Origin of the sequence: Sphingobium rhizovicinum, assembly GCF_042647625.1 — a bacterium.
Classification (GTDB): domain Bacteria; phylum Pseudomonadota; class Alphaproteobacteria; order Sphingomonadales; family Sphingomonadaceae; genus Sphingobium; species Sphingobium rhizovicinum.
Genome location: NZ_JBHRVU010000005.1, coordinates 302,340 through 322,875, shown reverse-complemented (window position 1 = coordinate 322,875; position 20,536 = coordinate 302,340). Strand labels below are relative to the sequence as shown.

The 20,536-nt window shown below is 63.0% G+C and carries 20 protein-coding genes; 12 read left to right on the top strand and 8 right to left on the bottom strand.

What is annotated here, in order from left to right; genetic code table 11:
* Nucleotides 1–17 precede the first annotated feature (17 nt).
* The 4 genes from ACFOKF_RS20315 to ACFOKF_RS20300 all read left to right on the top strand — a co-directional run bounded on the left by ACFOKF_RS20315 (nucleotide 18) and on the right by ACFOKF_RS20300 (nucleotide 3,793).
* Nucleotides 18–1,418, top strand: a complete 1,401-nt coding sequence (locus ACFOKF_RS20315) for a phosphotransferase family protein (protein WP_380798297.1) — start codon at nucleotides 18–20, stop codon at nucleotides 1,416–1,418.
* Entirely contained in the window at nucleotides 1,415–2,551 is a 1,137-nt protein-coding gene (locus ACFOKF_RS20310; protein WP_380798295.1) for an epoxide hydrolase family protein, read from the top strand. Before ACFOKF_RS20315 ends, ACFOKF_RS20310 begins: the two co-directional genes overlap by 4 nt.
* Before the next feature lie 142 nt (nucleotides 2,552–2,693).
* On the top strand, nucleotides 2,694–3,218 hold the full coding sequence (locus ACFOKF_RS20305) for a MarR family winged helix-turn-helix transcriptional regulator (protein ID WP_380798294.1): 525 nt from the start codon (nucleotides 2,694–2,696) through the stop codon (nucleotides 3,216–3,218).
* Nucleotides 3,219–3,490: 272 nt separating this feature from the next.
* Complete coding sequence (locus ACFOKF_RS20300) at nucleotides 3,491–3,793, top strand: YciI family protein (protein WP_380798292.1); 303 nt, start codon at nucleotides 3,491–3,493, stop codon at nucleotides 3,791–3,793.
* Nucleotides 3,794–3,815: 22 nt separating this feature from the next.
* Here ACFOKF_RS20300 and ACFOKF_RS20295 read toward each other — a convergent pair whose 3' ends face one another.
* Both ACFOKF_RS20295 and ACFOKF_RS20290 read right to left on the bottom strand, forming a co-directional pair.
* A complete protein-coding gene (locus ACFOKF_RS20295; RefSeq protein WP_380798290.1) occupies nucleotides 3,816–4,844 on the bottom strand; it encodes an NADP-dependent oxidoreductase in 1,029 nt (342 codons plus the stop codon).
* A gap of 29 nt (nucleotides 4,845–4,873) precedes the next feature.
* Entirely contained in the window at nucleotides 4,874–6,277 is a 1,404-nt protein-coding gene (locus tag ACFOKF_RS20290; protein WP_380798288.1) for an aromatic ring-hydroxylating oxygenase subunit alpha, read from the bottom strand.
* A 224-nt stretch (nucleotides 6,278–6,501) separates the two neighbouring features.
* On the opposite strand from ACFOKF_RS20290, the gene ACFOKF_RS20285 reads away from it, so the two are divergent.
* The 3 genes from ACFOKF_RS20285 to ACFOKF_RS20275 are packed head-to-tail and all read left to right on the top strand — an operon-like array spanning nucleotide 6,502 to nucleotide 8,773.
* Nucleotides 6,502–7,332 carry a MaoC family dehydratase gene (locus tag ACFOKF_RS20285; protein WP_380798286.1) on the top strand — a complete coding sequence of 277 codons (831 nt, stop codon included), beginning with the start codon at nucleotides 6,502–6,504 and terminating at the stop codon, nucleotides 7,330–7,332.
* Nucleotides 7,333–7,349: 17 nt separating this feature from the next.
* Nucleotides 7,350–8,000: a hypothetical protein gene (locus tag ACFOKF_RS20280; RefSeq protein WP_380798285.1), complete on the top strand. Its 651-nt coding sequence runs from the start codon at nucleotides 7,350–7,352 to the stop codon at nucleotides 7,998–8,000.
* On the top strand, nucleotides 7,997–8,773 hold the full coding sequence (locus ACFOKF_RS20275) for a tyrosine-protein phosphatase (RefSeq protein ID WP_380798282.1): 777 nt from the start codon (nucleotides 7,997–7,999) through the stop codon (nucleotides 8,771–8,773). The genes ACFOKF_RS20280 and ACFOKF_RS20275 overlap by 4 nt, the downstream gene beginning before the upstream one ends.
* 10 nt (nucleotides 8,774–8,783) lie before the next feature.
* Here ACFOKF_RS20275 and ACFOKF_RS20270 read toward each other — a convergent pair whose 3' ends face one another.
* The 3 genes from ACFOKF_RS20270 to ACFOKF_RS20260 form a co-directional block, all read right to left on the bottom strand.
* On the bottom strand, nucleotides 8,784–10,397 hold the full coding sequence (locus tag ACFOKF_RS20270; RefSeq protein WP_380798280.1) for a class I adenylate-forming enzyme family protein: 1,614 nt from the start codon (nucleotides 10,395–10,397) through the stop codon (nucleotides 8,784–8,786).
* Complete coding sequence (locus tag ACFOKF_RS20265; RefSeq protein ID WP_380798279.1) at nucleotides 10,384–11,316, bottom strand: BKACE family enzyme; 933 nt, start codon at nucleotides 11,314–11,316, stop codon at nucleotides 10,384–10,386. The genes ACFOKF_RS20270 and ACFOKF_RS20265 overlap by 14 nt, the downstream gene beginning before the upstream one ends.
* Before the next feature lie 61 nt (nucleotides 11,317–11,377).
* On the bottom strand, nucleotides 11,378–11,608 hold the full coding sequence (locus ACFOKF_RS20260; RefSeq protein WP_380798278.1) for a biotin/lipoyl-containing protein: 231 nt from the start codon (nucleotides 11,606–11,608) through the stop codon (nucleotides 11,378–11,380).
* Between the two features lie 279 nt (nucleotides 11,609–11,887).
* Between ACFOKF_RS20260 and ACFOKF_RS20255 the strand changes: the two genes are divergently transcribed.
* Together ACFOKF_RS20255 and ACFOKF_RS20250 are read left to right on the top strand one after the other, a co-directional pair.
* Complete coding sequence (locus ACFOKF_RS20255) at nucleotides 11,888–12,895, top strand: hypothetical protein (RefSeq protein ID WP_380798277.1); 1,008 nt, start codon at nucleotides 11,888–11,890, stop codon at nucleotides 12,893–12,895.
* Between the two features lie 36 nt (nucleotides 12,896–12,931).
* On the top strand, nucleotides 12,932–13,792 hold the full coding sequence (locus ACFOKF_RS20250) for an oxidoreductase (RefSeq protein ID WP_380798275.1): 861 nt from the start codon (nucleotides 12,932–12,934) through the stop codon (nucleotides 13,790–13,792).
* Between the two features lie 6 nt (nucleotides 13,793–13,798).
* On the opposite strand, the gene ACFOKF_RS20245 is transcribed toward ACFOKF_RS20250, so the two are convergent.
* Nucleotides 13,799–15,025 carry an MFS transporter gene (locus ACFOKF_RS20245; RefSeq protein WP_380798273.1) on the bottom strand — a complete coding sequence of 409 codons (1,227 nt, stop codon included), beginning with the start codon at nucleotides 15,023–15,025 and terminating at the stop codon, nucleotides 13,799–13,801.
* 55 nt (nucleotides 15,026–15,080) lie between these two features.
* Nucleotides 15,081–16,385 carry an MFS transporter gene (locus ACFOKF_RS20240; RefSeq protein ID WP_380798271.1) on the bottom strand — a complete coding sequence of 435 codons (1,305 nt, stop codon included), beginning with the start codon at nucleotides 16,383–16,385 and terminating at the stop codon, nucleotides 15,081–15,083.
* 155 nt (nucleotides 16,386–16,540) lie between these two features.
* Here ACFOKF_RS20240 and ACFOKF_RS20235 point away from each other — a divergent pair, with 155 nt between their 5' ends.
* On the top strand, nucleotides 16,541–17,827 hold the full coding sequence (locus ACFOKF_RS20235; RefSeq protein ID WP_380798270.1) for a hypothetical protein: 1,287 nt from the start codon (nucleotides 16,541–16,543) through the stop codon (nucleotides 17,825–17,827).
* Nucleotides 17,828–17,846: 19 nt separating this feature from the next.
* On the top strand, nucleotides 17,847–18,605 hold the full coding sequence (locus tag ACFOKF_RS20230; protein WP_380798269.1) for an SDR family NAD(P)-dependent oxidoreductase: 759 nt from the start codon (nucleotides 17,847–17,849) through the stop codon (nucleotides 18,603–18,605).
* Nucleotides 18,606–18,615: 10 nt separating this feature from the next.
* Here the strand turns inward: ACFOKF_RS20230 and ACFOKF_RS20225 are convergent, their stop codons facing one another.
* Entirely contained in the window at nucleotides 18,616–18,909 is a 294-nt protein-coding gene (locus ACFOKF_RS20225) for a Rieske (2Fe-2S) protein (RefSeq protein ID WP_380798267.1), read from the bottom strand.
* Between the two features lie 179 nt (nucleotides 18,910–19,088).
* Between ACFOKF_RS20225 and ACFOKF_RS20220 the strand changes: the two genes are divergently transcribed.
* Nucleotides 19,089–20,528, top strand: a complete 1,440-nt coding sequence (locus ACFOKF_RS20220; protein ID WP_380798266.1) for a 3-oxoacyl-[acyl-carrier-protein] synthase III C-terminal domain-containing protein — start codon at nucleotides 19,089–19,091, stop codon at nucleotides 20,526–20,528.
* Nucleotides 20,529–20,536: the final 8 nt, after the last annotated feature.

Here is a 20,536-nt window from a genome sequence, read left to right as displayed (position 1 = left end):
CGGAGAGGCGCCCCGACGTGAGCAATGCACAATATCTCTGGAGCGCGGCGATGGGCCTGCGGACGCAGGTTCGTCCCAAGGTGGAGGACAGCGCCGCGCTGGGCGCGCTCGACAATGGCATTCGCATCCTGACAGCGGTCGCCAATGCGCTGGAGCCGGCGACAGGGCAAATTCCGGCGCATTTTTCCGCCTTCCCATTGGCAGATACCGATCGGCAGGGCGGCCCGGCGGAAAATGCCGCCGCCTATCGTGATACCGGCGCGGCGATTGCCGATGCGGCGGGTCGGCTGTCGAGCGGCGCGGCCCTTTCCGGCCTTGGCGATGCGATCCGCTGGGAGAAATCGTTGCTCGACAGCGCGATCGCCCGGATGGACGCGGTCGAGCGGGCGCTGCCCCCGGCGGTGGAAGCGGATGATCAGGCGATCGATCCGGCGCGCCTGCAAGCCTATCTGCGCCGGCGACCGGGCTGCGAAGGGGCGATACTGTCCGCCTTCCGCCTGATCGTGGGCGGCCGATCGCGCCAGACAGCGATCTTCTCGGTTTCGGGCGCGGACGCTTTGCCCGCCCATATGGTCATCCAGCGCGGCATTCCGGGGCAAGCCGGCAGCGCCGCCTTCCTCAGCGAGATTGCCCAATATCGGCTCCTGACCCAATTGCATGCGGCTGGCATGCGCGTCCCGCGCCCGGTGCTGGTAGAGGAAGATCCGGCCTGGCTGGACGCCCCTTTCCTGCTGGTCGAGCGCGTGGACGGCGCGCCGGTGCAGCCTGATTACTGGTTGCCGGCGGAGAGCGAGCAGATCGTACTCGGCCTCGCGCGGGAAATGGCGTTGCTGCACAGCCAGCCGGTGGAAAGCGTGGGCGACGGGCTGCGACAGGCGCGCGAGCGTTATGACGTCGATGGCTGGCGCGCCGAACTGGAGCAGTTGGCGGCGCAATGGGAGGGGGCGGCCCATTGGCCCTCCGTCACCATGTCGGCTGTCATCGCCTGGCTGCGTCAGAATGTCGATTGTCTCGATGACCGGCGCGCCATCGTTCACAATGACATGGTGTTCCACAATATATTGGCCGATCAGGATCGGATCACGGCCGTATTGGACTGGGAGCAGGCGGCGATCGGCCATCCCGGCGAGGATCTGGGCTATTGCTATCCCGTCGTCATCGCCGTCACCGATTGGAGCCGCTTCATGGACGCCTATCGCGCGGCCGGCGGGGCGGATATTCCCCAGCGCCAGATCGATTACTTCGCCCTGCGCGCAGGGTTGCGGCTGATGCATCTGGTCATGCATGGCGGCCGCGATTCCTTCGAAAAGGGGCTGAGCGACGACATATTGGTCGCCAGCGCCGGCGCGCATTTCACGCAGCGACTGCTCCATCGCATCGCGATGATCCTGGCGTCGGTGCTGGAGCGCGACGCATGAGCGAGGCCATCCGCCCTTTCACCCTGGCGATCTGCGAGGATGTGCTGGACGATCTGCGCGGCCGTATCGACCGGACGCGCTGGCCGGAACGCGAAACGGTGCATGACTGGAGCCAGGGCGTGCCGACCGATCGGCTGCGCGCGCTGATCGACCATTGGCGCCATGGCTATGACTGGCGCCGATGCGAGGCGATGCTGAACGGCTTTGGCCAATATAAGACGCGGATCGACGGTCTGGACATCCATTTCCTGCATATCCGTTCGCCCAATCCCGATGCCATGCCGCTGCTGCTGACCCATGGCTGGCCGGGATCGGTGATCGAATTTCACAAGGTGATCGGGCCGCTCAGCGATCCTGTGGCGCATGGCGGCGATCCGGCCGACGCCTTTCACCTGATCGTCCCGTCACTGCCGGGCTATGGCTTTTCCGACAAGCCGGCGGAAAGCGGTTGGGGGGTGGAGCGGATCGCGCGCGCCTGGGCGGAACTGATGCGGCGACTGGGCTATGATCGCTATGTTGCGCAGGGCGGCGACTGGGGATCGGCGGTCACGGTGTCGCTGGGCGTTCAGGCGCCACCCGGCCTTGCCGGCGTGCATTTCAACATGCTGTCGATCCGGCCGGAGCAGGTGTCGGAGCATCCCGATGCGCAGGAGCAGGCGGCGATCGACGCGATCGACTATTTCGGCAATGTCGAATCCGCCTATGCCCGCCTTCAGGCGACGCGCCCACAGACGATCGGCTATGCATTGGTCGATTCCCCCGTGGCGCAGGCGGCCTGGATTTATGAGAAGCTGCGCGGATGGAGCGATTGCGATGGTGAGCCGGAGACGATTTTCACCCGCGACGAGATGCTCGATAATATCATGCTCTACTGGCTGCCGGGCAATGGGGCGTCATCCGCGCGCCTCTATTGGGAAAGCATGGGCAGCTTCCGGCCCACCAGAATCCACCTGCCGCTGGGCTATAGCCAGTTCCCGCGGGAAATCATGGTGCCGCCGCGTCATTGGGCGGAACAGGTTTTCAGCAACATCATCCACTGGAACACTTTGGAAAAGGGCGGTCATTTTGCCGCCTTCGAACAGCCGGACCTTTTCATGGGGGAGGTGCGGGATTGTTTCCGCACCCTGCGGTGACGACATGCCGATACCCGCTCAAATTCTTATCATATGGGCCATTATGATAAGCATGCGTGAATATTATACGTGCATGGCGCGCTGGCTTGCGTCATGATGGCCATGGCGCAGCGCTCATGCGCGTCCAGATGAAGTTGCAAAGATGAAACATGGGGATCAGGCCGCCGTCGCGGTGGCGCAATCGGAACAGCAGGCGGGCGCGCAGCCCTTCACCTTCGGCTATCTGGTGCATGACGTGTCGCGCGTGCGGCGCGTGGTCATGGACATGGCCATGCGCCCCTATGACATTACCCGATCCCAATGGTCGGTGCTGACGACGCTGGCGCGCGGCGGCAATGACGGGATGATGCAGGTCGACCTGGCCCGGCTGATGGAAGTGGGCAAGGTGACGGTGGGCGGTCTGATCGACCGGCTGGAGGCATCCGGCCATGTCGAACGACGCCCCGATGCGACCGATCGGCGGGTGAAGCGGGTCTTCATCACCGAAAAGGGGCATGGCGTCGTCAAGCTGATGGTGGAGGTCGCATCGACCATGAACCAGCGCATCCTGGCCGGCCTGTCGCCGGAGGAGGTGGCGATGTGCGAGCAGGTCCTGGGCCGCGTCAAAAAGAATCTGAAAACCATATTGGCCGAAAATGGCGGGACCGTAGAGAGTCTGGACGACTAGGCGGCATGGACATGTTCCGATCGACCGGCAACCGGCCATAAAGCGACAAAAGAACCGCAAAATAGATGCGGAATTGTCGCTTTATGTCGCTTTTGCGTGTCCGCAGGGAGCAATTTACGACACGTCTTTTAACGATTGAAGGAGCCGATTGCAGGATAGGAGCGGTCGGCCCTGTAGGACAGAAGTTACGATAGCATACAGGCATTGAGAGGCAGCGCGTTACGCGTGATATGTCCACATCGCCGAACCTGCACAAGAGAGAGGATGCTCGGATGTTCTTCATTGTTCTGGCGTATGACAAGCCGGGCATGCTGGCGCAGCGGCTGGCCCATCGGCCGGCGCATGTCGATTATTGGGTGGGGCAGGGCGATGCGCTGAAGGTCGCGGGCGCGATGCTGGCATCCGACGCGGCGGATGCGACGCCGATCGGCAGTTCCTTCCTGATCGAGGCGGAGGATGAGGCGGCGGTGCGCGCGCTTGTCGCCGCCGATCCCTTCACGATCGAAGGGATTTTCGGCGACGATGTAACGGTGCAGCCGGTGCGGCCGGCGTTGGGCGTGTGGCGGCCCGCCTGAATCCGGCGGGCGCGCTTCCGCCTCAATCTTCCCCGATATAGACCAGCATCTTGCCGGCATTGGTGCCGGCGAACAGCGCCTCCAGCGTGGGCAGGATGCGCTCCATGCCCGGCTCGACGCTTTCGTCGTGCTTCAATTGTCCGGCTAGCAGCATGTCGGTCAGGCGTTCGATCGCGGCGGGGAAGCGATCGACATGGTCGAAGATGACGAAGCCGCTCCAGGTGAGCGCCCGCATCAGGATTTCGCGTTCGTTGCGCAGGCCGGTGGGCGCCGGGTTCCAGCTGGAGGTGGCGGCCGTCCCACACTGGACGATCCGGCCGAAGCGGGCCATGGCGCGGATCGCGCTGTCCAATATCGCGCCGCCCGTATTGTCGAAATAGGTGTCGAAGCCCTGCGGACAGGCGGCTGACAGCGTTTCAGACAGGTTGCCGACTTTGTAATTATAGGCGGCATGATAGCCATAATCGCTGATGCAGCGGGCGATCTTATCCTCGTTGCCGGTCAGGCCCACGACATGGGCGCCTGCCTGTCGGGCGATCTGGCCGACCACGCTGCCGACGGTGCCGGCGGCGGTGGACACCAGCACGGACTGGCCTTCGCGGGGCGGGGCGATGTCGTGCAGCGCCAGCCAGGCCGTCACCCCCGGCATGCCCAGCACCCCGGCATAGGCGGGCAGCGGCGCGCGCGGATCGGGGATGTGCGACAGCAGGTCGGCGCGGGTGGCGACGGCATAATCCTGCCATCCGAAAAAGCCATAGACGACATCGCCAGTCCTGACGCTGGCGTCGCGGCTGTCGATCACCACGCCGATCGCCAGCGAGCGCATCGGCGCATCGATCGGCGTCAGCGCCGGATTGGCGGCCCAGCCGCGCTGCACCGGATCGGCGGACAGATAGAGCGTGCGGACGAGGAAGCCGCCATCCTGCGGCGCAGTGATCGGCGCTTCGCGTAGCGCGAAGTCGGCGGGGCGGGGCGTGCCCTGCGGTCGCTGCGCCAGCACCATCTGCCGGTTGGTCCGGGGCGTCGTGAAATTGGGCATGGCGGTCCGCAAGGGAAGCTCCTGTGATGATGGGCGCATGGTCAGCGCCGGCCCGGCGCGTCGGTTGGGTCGTCGCTCAGGTAACGGTCCAGCGTCTGGTGTAGATGCCGGATGCGCACTTCCTGATAGGCGGAATAGAGAATGTCGGCGTCGCCGCCGTCACGCAGCCCCTGCTGGCACATGCGCAGCCCGGTGACATCCTGATCATAGATTTCGCCGAGCCAGGGCGGCAATATGCCGGCGCCTGCGAAACTGTCTCCCTCGCCCAGATCGACAAGCTCGACTTCGGGGATATAGCCGTCCGCCGGTTTGGGCTTGAAGATCATGAATTCGAAGGTCGCCCGGTTCGGATCGTCCCGCACCGGCAGGAAGCGATAGACATAGGGATAGCCAAGCGAGCGGAAGATGATGATGTTGGGGAAGAGCGAATATTGAATGGCGTCGGCGGCTTCGGCATCCGACAGGGTCGAATAGTCCACCCCGTCCGCCGCACCCATCGCCGCGCGCATGCCGGCCGCCATATAGTGACGCGCTTTCGTGCCAGCCTCCAGTTCGGGCACTTGTGCGCCGACGAAGACTGCGGAAAGGGCGGCGTCCAATATCTGCTGTTCCGACAATTGAACCGGCAGTTGATCGCTCATCACCCCGGTCGGCTCCAGAAAGCGGCTGACATGGGGATCGTCCGGCCAGACATCATATTGGGTGCTGGCGTCGCCGCCAAAGGGCAGGGCCTGGGCATGGATGCCGGCCAGATGATAGGATTCGACGAACCCTTCGATGCAGGTCTTCCAGTTGGCGTCGATCGTCTTGCGCATGACCGTCGCCAGATAACGGTCGCCATAGGACCAGTCGGCGAAATGGGCGGGCAGATGGCCCAGATACGCCTGTAGCGGCGGGGCTGCGGGATCGCGGTTGATGAACACGAAACCCTGCCAGCGCTCCACCCGCGCTTCGGGCAGGTTCATGGCGTCATCGCGCATGTCCGGGAAATCCCAGCGCGCCGGGACATGGGCCAGCTTGCCGTCGAGGTTCCAGGTAAATCCGTGAAAAGGGCAAGTGAGTTTGCGCACACTGCTGTCTTCGGCGCACAGCCGCATGCCCCGGTGCAGGCAGCTATTGTAAAAGGCTTTGATGTCGTCCGGGCCGCTGCGCATGATGATAAGCGAAGCGCCGGGGCTTTCATACAGCACATAGTCGCCGACCTCGGGAATCTGTTCCTCGCGGCAGGCCAGTTGCCACACGCGCGGCCAGAGCCGTTCCATTTCCAGCGCGGCGAAATCGATGCTGCGATACTGGTCGCGCGGCACACGCGCGACCGGAATGTCGATTTCGGAATATTCCCGCAAAATGGGGGGCGCGGCTACCGGATCGTCGGCGATTACCTGCTGAAACAGGGGGGCTGGACTGTCCCGATAGTCGGGCGCGAACTGGCTCTGTTGGCCCATTTTTCTCTCCTGACATGCCGATGACGCGTTGCGCCTTCATGGGCGATCTTATGCCGCCGCAGGATAGATGGAAGCGCCGCCAAGTCAATATAGTATGCTAGAATATCATATGAAGGCTAGCTTTGCCGAAAAATGATTGCTAGCGTACCATGATATTGCAAACAATATAAAGCCGTCAGGCGCTTTAGGAGATGACAGGCGTGAACCTAGAGAAGATACGGACCATGATGATCGATCCGATCATCCAGTCCTATGACAAGCGCGACACGATCATTTTTGCGCTCGGTCTGGGCTATGGCGCGGACCCGTTGAATGAAGGCGAATTGCCCTTCGTCTATGAAAAGGATCTTCGCTGCCTGCCGGCCTATGCCAATATCCTGTGTCATCCCGGATTCTGGGCGCAGGACCCGGCATTTGGCATCGACTGGGTCAAGATATTGCACGCCGAACAGGATCTGGTGATGCACAGCCCATTGCCCGCCGTTGGCGCGGTGCGCGGCGAATATCGCGTGGCCGGGATCGAGGATAAGGGCGAAGGGCGCGGCGCGCTGTTGCATCAGGTCAAACAGCTTTATGACGAGGCGGACGACACGCATCTGGCGACCGTGCGCTCCACCCTGTTCCTGCGCGGCAATGGGGGCGAAGGCGGATTTGGCGATTCGATGCCGGTTGCAGCGCCGGTGCCCGACCGTGCGCCCGACCGGGTCGTGGAGATCGCGACCTTGCCCCGGCAGGCGCTAATCTACCGTCTGAGCGGCGACTGGAATCCGCTGCATGCCGATCCGGCGATCGCCCGCAAGGCGGGGTTTGACCGGCCGATCCTGCATGGCCTGTGCACCAAGGGGCTGGCCAATCGCGCGATCCTGTCCGCCTATTGCGACAATGACGTGACCCGCTTCAAATCGATGTTCGTCCGCTTCAGCAAGCCGGTGATGCCCGGTGAGACGATCCGCATCGAGTTTTTCGAGGAAGGCGAAGGACAATTGCGTTTCCGCGCCATCGCCGTCGAGCGCGACATTGTCGTGCTCGACCGCTGTTCGGCCACCGTGGCGTAAAGCAGGGGGCACGGACGATGCGTTGCCTCATCCTCTATTATTCGATGACCGGGCAGGCGGAAAAGGCCGCCATGCGCGCGGCGCAGGCCGCCACCGACGCAGGATGGGATGCGACATTGTGTCGCATCGGCATGAGCGACCCTGCGGATGCGCTGGCCCGCCCGATGAACATCGCCGCGTCGAAGAAATGGACGCAGGGCGCGCAGAAGGGGATGATGGTGCCGATCGCCTTCGATCCGCCTGATGCGCTGGACAGGCGCTATGACGCCATCCTGCTGTTCAGCAATACCTGGGGCGATCACCCGTCCGTGCCGATCCGGTCCTTTCTGGAGAGCGATCGGGCAAAGGCGTTGTTCGCCGGCACGCCGGTCGGCGTCTATATCGTGTGCCGGCGGCTGTGGCAGAATAACCTGCGGATCGTGCGGGACCGGGTGGAGCAGGCCGGCGGCCATGTGCTGGCGGGCGAGCCATTCATGCATCCGGGCGGCCAATGGGGCAGCCTGATCCAGACCATCACCTATCTGTACCGCACCGACATCGGCCGGACGCATTTTCTGGGCTTTCCCTTGCCCCGCTACGGCCTGTCGGATGACGCCATGGCGCGCATTCCCCTCTTTACCGGCGAGTTGCTTGCTGCGGCGATGATCGATCAGAAAGGCCATATATGACGGATCTGGAACTGGACCGCGTGGTCCCGCTGACGGGCGGGCATAATTTCCGCGATCTTGGCGGTTATCCCACCATTGATGGCCGCACCGTCGCGCGCGGGCTGATTTATCGGTCAGGGACGATGGCGGAACTGAGCGACGAGGATCATGCCATGCTCGACGCCATAGGGCTGAAGGTGATTTGCGATTTCCGATCTTCGCAGGAGCGCGACCGGCGGCCGTCGCGTCTGCCGGCCATGGCCAGTTACGAGATATGGGCGCGCGATCATCAGACCAGCGCCGGCGACATCACGATCGCCTTGCACAAGCCGGGTGCGACGGCCGATACGGCGCGCACGCATATATTGGAGGCGTATCGCGACCTCGCCTATGAACAGGCGCCCTCCTACCGCGAACTCTTCCTGAGGATCGCGCATGGTCCGTTGCCGCTCGTCTTCCATTGCGCGGCGGGCAAGGACCGCACCGGCATTGCCGCTGCGCTGTTGCTCGATCTGCTGGGCGTGGCGCGGGATATTATCGAGTGGGATTATGCGCTGACCGATCGCTTCTTCGCGCGGGGTTGCGAACTGGTGGCGAAGGATCCGTTCGGTGCGAAGCTGAAAGGGGTCGACCCGGCGATCTGGGCGCCGATCATGCGGGCCGATCCCAGCTATCTGGCCGCGATGTTCGAGACGGTGGAGCAGCGCCACGGGTCGGCGCAAGGCTTCCTGCGCGAGGAACTGGGGCTTGGCGAGGATGAACTGGCGATCATTCGAACCCGTCTGTTGGAATGATCCCCTGAACTTATGATGCGCTTTCCATGAAGTGCCGGCGGATCATGGCGCGCTGCACCTTGCCCGATGCGGTGCGGGGTAGCGCCACGCCGGTTTCGATGCGGCGCGGGATTTTGTAGGCGGCGAGCGATTTGCGGGCAAAGGCGATGACCTCTTCGGGATCGACGTTGTGGCCGGGGCGCAGTTCCAGTGCGGCGGTGACGCCTTCGCCCCATTTGGGATGGGGCAGGCCGAACACGGCGCAATCCAGCACGGCGGGATGATCGCGCAGCACAGCTTCGACTTCGGCGGGATAGACATTTTCGCCGCCCGACACGATCATATCCTTGATGCGATCGGTCAGGAACAGATAGCCGTCCTTGTCGATCCGCCCGCCGTCGCCCGACCGATACCAGCCGTCGATCAGCGCTTCGGTGGTTGCCTGTGGCTTGTTCCAATATTCGATCAGCAGGCCGGGACCTTTGACCCAGATTTCGCCGGGGGTGTCGATCGGCAGCAATTCGGTATCGGGACCGCGAATGGCGATGCTGAAACCGGGCAAAGGGCGTCCGACCGATCGGAGCAGATGCGGCCGGGCGGCATCATGTTCGGCGGGGCCGAGGATCGCCATGGTGCCGGTCACTTCGGTCATGCCATAATATTGCAGGAAGCGGCAGCCGATCCGGTCGACGGAGCGCTCCAGCAGGGCCGGGTCCATGGACGCCGCGCCATAATGGATCCCGCGCAAAGTCGGCACGCGCACGCCGCGCGCGTCCATCTCGCCGATCAGCGCGCGGACCAGCGTCGGCACGATGAAGGTGCGGGTGATGCCATGGTCGAGGCAATTGTCGAGGATGACTGCGGGATTGGTGTCGGCGATGATATGCGCGGTCGCGCCGCGCACCAGCGCCGTGCAGACCCAGGACATGCCGCCGATATGAAAGGAGGGCAGCGGCGACAGCAGAATTTCATCATCGCCCCAGTCGGCGAAGAAGCCGGAGACATTTTCGATATGGCGCGCGCTGCCAAACGCATGTTGGGATGTAACGACGCCCTTGGGGCGGCCGGTCGTGCCGCTGGTGTAGAGTTGCAGGCAGGGGGCATGGGGGTCGAGCGGGATGCGCCCGGCTGGCGAAGCGGCGGCGATGCGGGTGCGCAATCCATCCGGTCCGTCCTGATCGATCACCAGCAACGGCAGATTTTCGGGATTGGCCTGTTCCACCAGATCGACGAACGCGCTGTCCGCGATGATCAGCGAGACGGCGCTATCCTCAATGACATAGCCGGTTTCGGGTGCGGTGTTGCGCCAGTTGACGGGCACCATGACCGCCCCGGCCCGGATCGCTGCAATCAGCAGGACGAAGAACAGGTCGCTATTCTTGCCCATATAGGCCAGCCGCCCGCCCGGACCGATGCCGTGTTCCGCCAGCACCGTGACGGCCGCGTTCACGCCACGGTCGAGTTGGGCATAGGTCCAGCGGTGCGGGCCGAAGACCAGCGCGGGCTTGTCCGGGGTGATGGTGGCATAGGTGTTCGGATAGTCTGACGGCAGGATCATGCCGGCAACGTCCAGCGGCGGGCCGCTGGCGAAGGCATAGCCTTGTGCGATCCCGGCATGAGGGGCGGCAATGTCAGAAGGCGACATTGTCACCCCCCTTGGTCTGCATCATCGCGCGTGCTTCATCCGGTGTGGCAACAGTCAGGCTCAACTCCTCCAGAACACGGCGGATTTTGGCGACCTGTACAGCGTTCGATGTCGCCATCACGCCTTTGCCGGCATAGAGGCTGTCTTCCAGTCCGACGCGCACCGACCCGCCCAGCAGCGCCGACAGGGTGATGAGCCGCATCTGATGCTTGCCCGCCGCCAGAGCAGAGAAGATATAATCTTCGCCAAACAGCCGATCAGCCGTTGATTTCAGATGCATCACATTTTCCGGGTCCGGCCCGATGCCGCCCAATATGCCGAACACGCCCTGAATGAAGAAGGGCGGCTTCACCATTCCACGATCGACGAAATGCGCCAGATTGTAGAGATGGCCGACATCATAGCATTCAAATTCATAGCGGGTGCCCTGATCCGACAATTCGGTCATCGCCCGTTCGATCTGGGCGAAGGTGTTGGACAGGATGAAATCCTTCGTCATGTCCAGATAGGGTTTTTCCCAGTCATGCTGCCAATGGTCGATTTTCGTCCCGGCGCCGGAGATGTTGAAATTCACCGACCCCATGTTCATCGAACAGACTTCAGGCTGGAATCGCTTGGTCGGCGCCAGCCGATCGTCCAAACTCATGCCAAGGCCGCCGCCGGTCGTGATGTTCAGGATCGCGTTGGTCGACTGTTTGATGCGCGGCAGGAATTGCGCGAACAGATCGGGGTCTTGTGATGGCTGTCCGGTTTCGGGGTTACGCGCATGCAGATGCAGCATGGCGGCGCCCGCTTCCGCCGCTGCGATCGCATCCGCCGCGATCTGATCGGGCGTGATCGGCAAATGCGGCGACATGGTGGGCGTGTGGATCGAGCCGGTAACGGCGCAGGTGATGATGACCTTGTCGGTACGCTTCATGATGTTATCCGGCGCCTGACACGCCTCTCCATAATATTTTATGTTTGGGAGCGTAACGGAATCAGACGATTTCGCCCAGCACGGTCCCGACTTCATAGGTTTCGCCAACCGGCTTCAGAATCTTCAGCGTCCCGCTGACCGGCGCTTCCACTTCCTGAGTCGATTTGTCGCTTTCCAGCGCGAACAGGGGCTCGCCGGCCGTCACTGCGCCGCCATCGGCGACCAGCCATTCGGACAGCAGGCCTTCATTCATTGAAAAACCAAGTTTGGGCAGGATGATTTCGGTAGCCATGAAAACCTCTCTCCAAGTTCGGCATTTGCCGATTACCGTATGTATGCGACCCATGAAGTAATCTAGCGTACCGATTGCGTCCAGCGAAATTGCATGGCGATCCCTGCAATCCGATAAATTCGTATGCCGACGTACTATATTGACAGACTGGTCGGTGTCCGCCACAAAATGCTGCACAAGATCCGATGGAAAGGCAGGAGAGGAGCGGGCGCATTTTGCCCGCCAATCCTGGGTGGCTGTCGCGATCGTCCGACGCCTTGTCCCATCAGGAGTTTCGCCATGCCGACACCGCCGATCAATGATTATCCCTGGGATGGAGCTTTCCCGGAGACGCCCAACTGGAGCGAAAATTTCCTGCTGGCGGGCGACGATCCCAGGGCCGGGGTCGGCTTCTGGCTGCACCTTGGCCGTTGGCGCAAGGATCTGACGATGTTCCGGGAAACCACCATTGTTCGCCTGCCTGATGGAACAACAGTGGGCAATCGCGCCATCGGCAATGGCCGCGCCGCCAAGGAGGGGCCGGGCGGCCCGCATTATGCCATCCGCATTATCGAACCGGGCCGCAAGCTAACCTACAGCTATGCCGGCGGCGTCCGGCGGGTGCCGGCCCAATTGATGCGCGACGGGCTGGTGCTGGAAGGGCCGCGCACGCCCATGACCTATGAACTGACGTTCGAATCCGACGCCGACATATGGGATTTGCACAAGGTTGGCGGGTTGCAGGACTTTCTACCTGCAGGGCATATCGAACAGATTGGCAGGGTCACGGGATGGCTTCAGGTCGGCAAGGACCGCTTTGACATCGATACCATCGCCAATCGCGATCATAGCCTGGGTCCGCGCGACAATAAGGATCTGATGAACCATCAATGGCATCAGGGTTATTTTGAGAATGGCGTCAGTTTCCTGCTGTTCGATGCGATGACGCGCAGCGATGGCAAGGTCGTGTTTTCGGAAGCCGTGGTTTATGAAGGCGACCGCCTTTATCCCGGCAAGCTGGAGATGGGCTGGCGCTGCGACGACGCCACGCGCGACGAGGAGCCGATTTCGTTCAGCATCCACTATGAAAAGGGGCGGCTGGATATTGAGACGATCGGTTACACCAGCAACAGCTATTCATCGCTGACTTCGCCGAACGATCAATATGTCGGCGTGTACAAGTCCGATACCGACGAGCCTACTCTTGTTCTGCTGGAACAGTCGGTGAAGCTGCGGCTGAATGGATCTGTACCCGGCTATGGCTGCTACGAACGCACCGTCAATGGCCGGGTCATGCCGGAAGAATGACGCCCGGCCCGCTTGCGGAGCGACGGGTGCCCAAGGATGCTGGAGGAGGATGTGGCGATGGAATGGGGCGAGAAGAACTGGTTCATCACCGGAGCCTCCTCCGGCTTTGGCAAGGCGATCGCCACGGCCATATTGGCGCGGGGCGGGCGGGTCATCGCTACAGCGCGCAACCCCGACGCTCTGGACGATTTGAAGGCGATAGCGCCCGATCGCGTTATGGCAGTTCCACTGGATATTCGTGATCCGGTCGGCATGGCGGAGGCGCTGGATCAGGCGAAAGCGTTTGGCGGCATCGACGTGCTCGTGAACAATGCGGGTTACGGTTTTCTGGGCGGCGTCGAGGAAAGCAGCGTTGAAGAGATTGCGGCCCAGATGGACGTCAATTTCTTTGGGCCGCTGCGGCTCATTCGAGCCGCTTTGCCGGACATGCGCGCGCGAGGTTCCGGGTTTATCGTCAATATCTCCTCCATCGCGGGGGTTCGATCCTTTGCCGGATCGGCCTTCTACTCGACATCGAAATTCGCGCTGGAGGCCTTGTCCGAAGCGCTGGCCGGGGAAGTGGACCGATTTGGCATTGGCGTGATGATCGTCGAACCCGGCTATTTCCGGACGGATTTTTCCGGCCGCTCCCTCATGCACGCAACGGCCCCGCATCCCGATTATGACTTCCTTGCCCGGCGGCGGGCGGCGGCGTCGGCCGCCAGCGGCACGCAGATCGGCGATCCCCGCCGGGGAGCAAACGCGATTATCGACGCCATGAATGCGCCGACGCCGCCAACCAGATTGGTGTTGGGCAGCGACGCCTATGCCATCGTCAAGGACGCGCTGGACGCCCGGCATATGGAATTGGAAGACTGGCGGACGCTGAGCGAAAGTACGGACTTCGCCACAGACTGATCCCCTTCATGCCGGGCGTGGTCGGTAGAACAGGAACAGCAGCCCGATCAGGATAAATGTGCCGAGATGGAGCAGGACCGTCGGCCCATAGCTGCCGAAGCGGTCGAACATCGCGCCGGCCAGCGGCCCGGCCCCGAACATGAACGGGATTTGCAGCAGATAGCATAGGCCCATGCCCAGGCCGACATTGGACGATCCCAGCCAATTGCCCATCAGCGACCCGAAAAGGGGCAGAATGGCGTTGCAGCAGAGGCCGATCGCGAAGATCAGGCCCAGCAGGGCGGGCAGATCGCTCCCTGCGACCAGCAGGCCCAGCCAGGCGGGTATCTGGATGAGGCCCAGCAGGGCAAAGGCGCGACCTCCGCCGATGCGATCCGCGATCCAGCCGAACAGGGGGGCGCCGACCACGCCGGCAAGGCCGAAGGCGGACAGCAGCAAGGAAGCGGGCGCCAGCGCAACGCCCCTGTCCATGGCGAGGGCGACGATATGGGTCACCATCACCAACCCCGCCGCGCTGAGCAACGATACGCCGAGCGTCAGGACCAGAAAGGGTGGCGAGCGCAATATCTGGCCAGCCGTCATGGACTTGGACTGGCCCGCCTCGTTCACCTGGTCGGGGCTGGCGCCGAGCGCATGCTGGCCGATCCGGCCGGGATGATCGACGACCAGCCAGATCAGCGGCAGCATGGCGATCAGGGCGATGCCTTGCCCCAGAAAGGTGGCGCGCAGGCCAAAAGTGGCGAGGATAGCGGCCGCCAGCAATGGCATCAGGCTGTTGCCGACGGGCATGTTGATGATGCCCAGCGCCTTGCCCCGGCCGCTATCGAACCAGTTGGCGATGATGGCGGTGCAGGGAACCGGGCCGGACAGGGCAAAGCCGGGGCCGATCAGCAACATGTAGATGGCAAGCAGCAGGCCGATATGGCTGACCTGCGTCAGGAGGAGGAAGCCGAGTGCATTGAGCATCATGCCGGTCAGCATCAGGGTGCGGATCGATATGCGGCGCATCAGTCCGCCGACGAGAGGCGACAGCAGGCCGAGTGCGAGAGTGAGCATGCTGAGACCCGCCGCGGCAAGGGCGCGACTCGTCGCGAAACTGGTCTGGATCGCGTCCACCAGCGCGCCGTAGACAGCGAAGTTGACACCTAGCGAGCAGTTGAGAATGACGAAGATCAGGGCGACCATGCGCCAGCCCTGGAAGGATTGCCCGCTGCGGGCGGCGGTCGTTGCCATGGTGTCTCTCTCCGATAGGCGTGCCGGAAGTCGTCCGGTCTGGCCGGTGAAATGGTCAGGCGATGGTTGCGCGGCGATAGGGACGCCAGGCGCAGGCATAGAGTATCCAGGCGATCGGCCCGGCGATCAGCGCAATGGTCAGCATGGCCTGTCCCAGGCCCGCCGGCCCCGGAAAGCGCGTCTGCGCCAGCAGGGCGACGAGATAGGCGCCCAGACTGAGGCTGATGATACTGTTGCAAAACTGAACCATCGCCACGAGGCGGCCGCGCAAGGCTGGCGGTGCGGTGAGCGGGACCGTGATGGAAGGCAGCGCATTGATGGCGCTCAGCAGGCTGAATCCCAGCCCCATGAGCAATGATGCGCCAAGCAGGCTATGCTGGAGGAGCGCAGCGATGAACAGCAGGAGGCCGATCGGTATGATGACCAGCGGAATGCGCATGAGAATATCGCGCCGACCGGAGCGGGCAAGGCGCTGGGACAGGGTCGGGAAGAGGATGGTCAGCACGACGCCCAGCGCCAGCGCGGTGGAGAAGAGATAGCCGGCCTGCGCTGGCGCCATATTCTGGCTGCGGATCAGATGGGTCGGATACCAGGCGAGCGCGCCATAGAGCATGGTGCCCAATATGGCGTTGCCGATGAAGAAGCAGCCATAGAAGCGGACAGCATCCGATCGGTTGAGGAAGATGCCGACGCGGGATTCCGTCGCCTCCGCCGATGTCGCGCGGTCTGTCGAGACCGGTTCCATCGCTCCGCGCGTTGGCTCCGGCACGGTGAGGATGAGCAGGGGCGCGATCAGGAAACCGAGCAGGGCGATCAGCACCAATGTCTGACGCCAGGCCGGGAGAGCGCCGATCAGCGGCAGCGTGGCAAGGGCGCCGCTGCGGGCCAGATCGAGCGCGGCGGCGCCGACGACATAGGCCAGCATCACGCCAGTCGTGCCGGCCGCGATGAAGATGGCGCTGGGCGCTGCCCGCTTGTCGCGCGGGAACAGGTCGCCAATTAGCGATATGGCGGCGGGGGCCAGCACCGATTCGCCCACGGCCAGCCCCATCCGCAAGGCGAACAGCATCGCGAAGGAGGATGCATAGCCGGCCAGCAGGGTCGACAGGCTCCACAGGATGATCCCGGCCGCCAGATATTTTGTGCGATTGCCACGATCGATCAGCCAGGCGACCGGCAGGCCGATTACGGAGAAGAGGATGGCGAAAGCCGGGCCGATCAGCAGGCCGACCTGAAGGTCGCTGATGCCCAGATCCGCCTTCATCGGATCGACCAGCAGGGTCAGGATCAGGCGATCGACATAGGAGATGACGTAAAGGGCGGCGAGCAGCAGGACGGCATAATATGGCCTGTTTTGCATATATTTATCCTCTCCGGCCGCCTCATGCTTATCGAGTCAATAAGTTCGCCAGCGAATGATAAATAGCAATACGATAATTGACGTGTAAACATCCATCGCGGATAGTCGGCACAAAGAGGCAATGCCCGGCAGGACGGGCGGAACGAGGTGAGAGGATGGGATTTCCCAAACTGGTCGAGGGCGACCATGTCGGTACGGCCTTTCCGGCCAGCGTCGATGTGCTGCTGGAAGATGCGCCGGGCCATCTGACCCGGCTGTTTCGCGCATCGGGCGCGATCGGGCCGGACAATGCCGTGACGGAAATCACCCATAAGCGCGAGTTTTTCGGTGGCGGCATGGGGCGCAAGATGGAGATCGATGTGCGCTATGCGCAGGCTGCGCCGGATTTGCCGACTCGCCTGTTCGCCAAGTTCACGCGGGAATTTGGCGATCCGCTGCGGGAGCTGTTCTCCCCGGTGATGGACCCGGAAGTGCGCTTCGCCATGTTGTCGCGTCGCGCCGACTTTCCGGTGCGGGTGCCATGGTGCCTGTTCGGCGATTATAGCGCGGCGGACAAGACCGGCCTGCTGATCACCGAGCGTGTGCCTTATGGGGCGGAAGGGGTCGAGCCGGCACTCGAAAAATGCCTCGACTATCGGATCGCCGATCCGCTGCCTTATTATGAGGCGCAGACACGGGCGATTGCGGCGCTGGCTGCGTTTCATCGGTCCGGGCGGTTCGGCGATGCGGTCGAGCGCCAGTTTCCTTTCCAGCCGGACAGCCTGGCGATGGTGAAGGTCATCCCCTTCGATCCGGCGGGACTGGCGGAAAAGCTGGCCGCATTGCGCGCCTTCGCGCGCGAGGCGCCCCAGCTATTGCCGCCGGAACTGACCGATCCCGATTTTCTCGATGCCTTTTGCGCCGATGCCGCCGTCGTTCTGGAAAAGGAGGAGGCGCTTTGGGCTTTCCTGCACGGACAAGCCGATCTGGTGGCGCTCGCCCATTGGAACATGAATCCGGACAATGCCTGGTTCTGGCGGGATCAGGCGGGCGTTCTGCAATCCGGGCAACTGGACTGGGGCGGGGTGGGGCAGGCCAATATCGCCCAATCCTATTTCGGCATGGTCTGTGCGGCGGAAACCGGCTTTCTGGATCGGCATGACGCGCATTTGCGTGCGCTGCTGCTGGAGCGGCTTGCAGCTTTGGGTGGCCCGACGGTCGATGCAGAATTGTTCGACCGATGCGTGCTGATCGCGACGGCATTGCTGGGCGTCGCCTGGATGCTGGACGCGCCGGCCCTGATTGCGGCGGAAATTGCCGATCATGCGTCGCTGAACGACCGCTATGATCCGCGCATCCGCGACGCCTTCATCCCGCGCGCGCAATTGCACCTGATGACGGCGTTTCTGTGGCTGTGGCGCCGCCATGATATGGGGGCGGCGATCCGACGCTTCCCGGCCTAAAAAAAAGAAGGAGGGCGATATGCGGGAATTTGACGGCAAGTCGATATTCATCACGGGTGGGGCGAATGGCATCGGGCTGGCCACCGCAAGACTGTTCGTCGAGCGCGGCGCGCGGGTCGCCATTGTCGATTTCGACAGGGATGCGGGTGAAAACGCGCTTGCCGAACTGCGGCAACTGAGGGGGCAGGCGATCTTTCTGCCCGGCGACATTGCGGATGCGGCCGATGTACGGCGCATGGTCGATGCAACGGTCGAACAATTTGGCGGTCTGGACTGTGCGTTCAACAATGCCGGCATCTGCCACCCTGCCGATGCGCTGTGGGACGACGATGCCTTCGACCGGACATTTGCCATCAATGTGCGCGGGATGATGCAATGCATGAAGGCGCAGCTGCGGCATATGGTGCCGCAGGGGCACGGGGCGATCGTTAACACGGCTTCGGTCGCGGGGCTGGTTGCTTCGGTGGCGCCGTCGCAGCCGGCCTACACCGCCAGCAAACATGCCGTGATCGGGCTGACCAAGAGCGTCGCCCTGCGCCATGCGCGCGATGGCATTCGCGTCAATGCGGTGCTGCCGGGCGTCACCATGACCAACATGGTGCGCGAGGTGATGCAGCAGGGGCCGGAGGTGCGCGCCACGCTGGAAAATCTGGCGCCGATGGGCCGGATGGCGCGTCCGGAAGAAGTGGGGGAGGCCGTCCTGTGGCTATGCTCCGACCGGGCGAGTTTCGTTACCGCCCATGCTCTGGCGGTCGATGGTGGAGCGTTGGCGCAATAACATGCTGCGATCAGCAGTCGACCTCTATCATGTCGCCGTCGATGCGGACGGGATAGAGAGTGAGGCTGTTGGTCGTAAGTGGCGACAGCGACCGACCGTCCTCCAGATTGAAGCGGGCGCCATGATGCGGGCACATGATGAAATCACCGCGCACCCGCCCGCCATCGAGCGACAATTTCTGATGCGGGCACATTTCCGCCATGGCGTGGATCCCCTTCGGGCTGCGGCACAGCAGCACGCGGCGGCCATCATAGTCCACGATATGCGTGCCATTGGCAGGCAATTGCGCCAGCGAAATCCGCATCCCGACCTCTCCTCTTCGTTCCTTGTGGTGTCATGATAAAGCAGGTCGGCCAATAAGTCACTTGCATAAGGTAATATAGCACACTAAATATCCGTCAACCGAGAGACGAGAGTCTTTCCGCGGCGAAAGGCCGCCTGACGCAACCAGAAAAGGGCGATGGCCCCAAACAGGTGAGGTGCATGACGGAAATCGGTATTGCGCGCTTTGGCGCCTATGTTCCCCGCCTTCGGATCGAACGGTCGATCATCGCCGCTGCCCATGCATGGATGGCGCCGGGTTTGAAGGGCCAGGCCAAGGGCAGTCGCGCCTTCACCAGTTGGGATGAAGACGCCATCACCATGGCGGTGGAGGCGGCGCGCGATGCCGCGGGATCGGGTGATCTGGCGGGCGTGGCGGCAGTGCGGTTGGCATCAACCAACCTGCCCTATGCCGATCTTCAGAACGCCGCCATCGTCGCCGGGGCGATCGGCGCGCCATCGACCATCGCCACATCGGATGCCTCCGGGTCGCAGCGGGCAGGCACGTCGGCGCTGTTGCAGGCGTTGAAAGGGGGGCGACCGGAACTGGTGATCGCGGCCGACAATCCTTTCGGCAAGCCCGCCAGCGCGCAGGAATTGAGCTTCGGCGCGGGAGCCGCCGCGTTTCTCCTGTCGGATCAGGATGTGGCGGCGCGGCTGATCGGATCGGCCAGCGTCAACAATGTCTTCGTCGACCATTTCCGGTCGGATGAAGCGAGCAGCGACTATGCCTGGGAAGAGCGGTGGGTGCGCGATGAAGGCTATGCCAAGATCGCCCCGGCGGCGATCCGGGCGGCTCTGGCCGATGCGCAGATCGAGATTGGCGATATTCAGTATTTCGTGATGCCATCCTATCTCAAGGGTGCGGCCGATGCCGTTGCGAAGAAGGTGAAATTTGCTGGCGCCGTCGCGGGCGGGCTGGAAGATGGGCTCGGTTATGCCGGCGCGGCTCATGCGCTGCTGATGCTGGCGGCGACGCTGGAAAAGGCGCAGCCGGGGGAGCGCATCCTGCTGGTCGGATTCGGGCAGGGCGCGGACGCGCTGATCTTCGAGGTGACGGACGCGATCGCCCAAGCCCGGCCCGCGCGGGGTGTTGCCGGCTGCATCGCCGACGCCCTGCCGACCGACAGCTATTTGCGGATGCTGTCCTTCTATGGCGGGCTGGACGCCGAATGGGGCATGCGGTCTGAAAAGAGCGCCAAGACGGCGCTGACCGAACAATATCGCTCTGCCGGCCAGTTGGAAGGGTTCAATGCCGGCAAATGCGGCAGTTGCGGGACGGTGCAGTTCCCGCAGCTGCAATATTGCGTGCAATGCCATGCGTCGGCCGAAGGGTTCAGCGACGTGTCGTTGCGCGACGAGCAGGCGGAGGTGCTGACCTCCACCGCCGACTGGCTGTCCTATCATCCTTCGCCACCCTTGTGGGTCGGCTTCGTCCGGTTCGACAGCGGCGCGCGGGTGCTGATGGAGATGGTCGATATTGGCAAGGAGGGGATCGATACCGGCGCGAAGCTGCGGATGGTCTACCGCATCAAGGAGAAGGACCGGCAGCGCGGCTATAACCGTTATTTCTGGAAATCGACGCCGCTGGGCGCGGCCTGAGGAGCAAG

Coding starts and splice junctions, on each gene's coding strand:
- ACFOKF_RS20310 (WP_380798295.1), top strand. CDS start 1,415: ATGAGCGAGGCCATCCGCCCTTTCACCCTGGCGATCTGCGAGGATGTG.
- ACFOKF_RS20305 (WP_380798294.1), top strand. CDS start 2,694: ATGAAACATGGGGATCAGGCCGCCGTCGCGGTGGCGCAATCGGAACAG.
- ACFOKF_RS20300 (WP_380798292.1), top strand. CDS start 3,491: ATGTTCTTCATTGTTCTGGCGTATGACAAGCCGGGCATGCTGGCGCAG.
- ACFOKF_RS20290 (WP_380798288.1), bottom strand. CDS start 6,277: ATGGGCCAACAGAGCCAGTTCGCGCCCGACTATCGGGACAGTCCAGCC.
- ACFOKF_RS20285 (WP_380798286.1), top strand. CDS start 6,502: ATGATGATCGATCCGATCATCCAGTCCTATGACAAGCGCGACACGATC.
- ACFOKF_RS20280 (WP_380798285.1), top strand. CDS start 7,350: ATGCGTTGCCTCATCCTCTATTATTCGATGACCGGGCAGGCGGAAAAG.
- ACFOKF_RS20275 (WP_380798282.1), top strand. CDS start 7,997: ATGACGGATCTGGAACTGGACCGCGTGGTCCCGCTGACGGGCGGGCAT.
- ACFOKF_RS20270 (WP_380798280.1), bottom strand. CDS start 10,397: ATGTCGCCTTCTGACATTGCCGCCCCTCATGCCGGGATCGCACAAGGC.
- ACFOKF_RS20265 (WP_380798279.1), bottom strand. CDS start 11,316: ATGAAGCGTACCGACAAGGTCATCATCACCTGCGCCGTTACCGGCTCG.
- ACFOKF_RS20260 (WP_380798278.1), bottom strand. CDS start 11,608: ATGGCTACCGAAATCATCCTGCCCAAACTTGGTTTTTCAATGAATGAA.
- ACFOKF_RS20255 (WP_380798277.1), top strand. CDS start 11,888: ATGCCGACACCGCCGATCAATGATTATCCCTGGGATGGAGCTTTCCCG.
- ACFOKF_RS20250 (WP_380798275.1), top strand. CDS start 12,932: ATGCTGGAGGAGGATGTGGCGATGGAATGGGGCGAGAAGAACTGGTTC.
- ACFOKF_RS20245 (WP_380798273.1), bottom strand. CDS start 15,025: ATGGCAACGACCGCCGCCCGCAGCGGGCAATCCTTCCAGGGCTGGCGC.
- ACFOKF_RS20240 (WP_380798271.1), bottom strand. CDS start 16,385: ATGCAAAACAGGCCATATTATGCCGTCCTGCTGCTCGCCGCCCTTTAC.
- ACFOKF_RS20235 (WP_380798270.1), top strand. CDS start 16,541: ATGGGATTTCCCAAACTGGTCGAGGGCGACCATGTCGGTACGGCCTTT.
- ACFOKF_RS20230 (WP_380798269.1), top strand. CDS start 17,847: ATGCGGGAATTTGACGGCAAGTCGATATTCATCACGGGTGGGGCGAAT.
- ACFOKF_RS20225 (WP_380798267.1), bottom strand. CDS start 18,909: ATGCGGATTTCGCTGGCGCAATTGCCTGCCAATGGCACGCATATCGTG.
- ACFOKF_RS20220 (WP_380798266.1), top strand. CDS start 19,089: ATGACGGAAATCGGTATTGCGCGCTTTGGCGCCTATGTTCCCCGCCTT.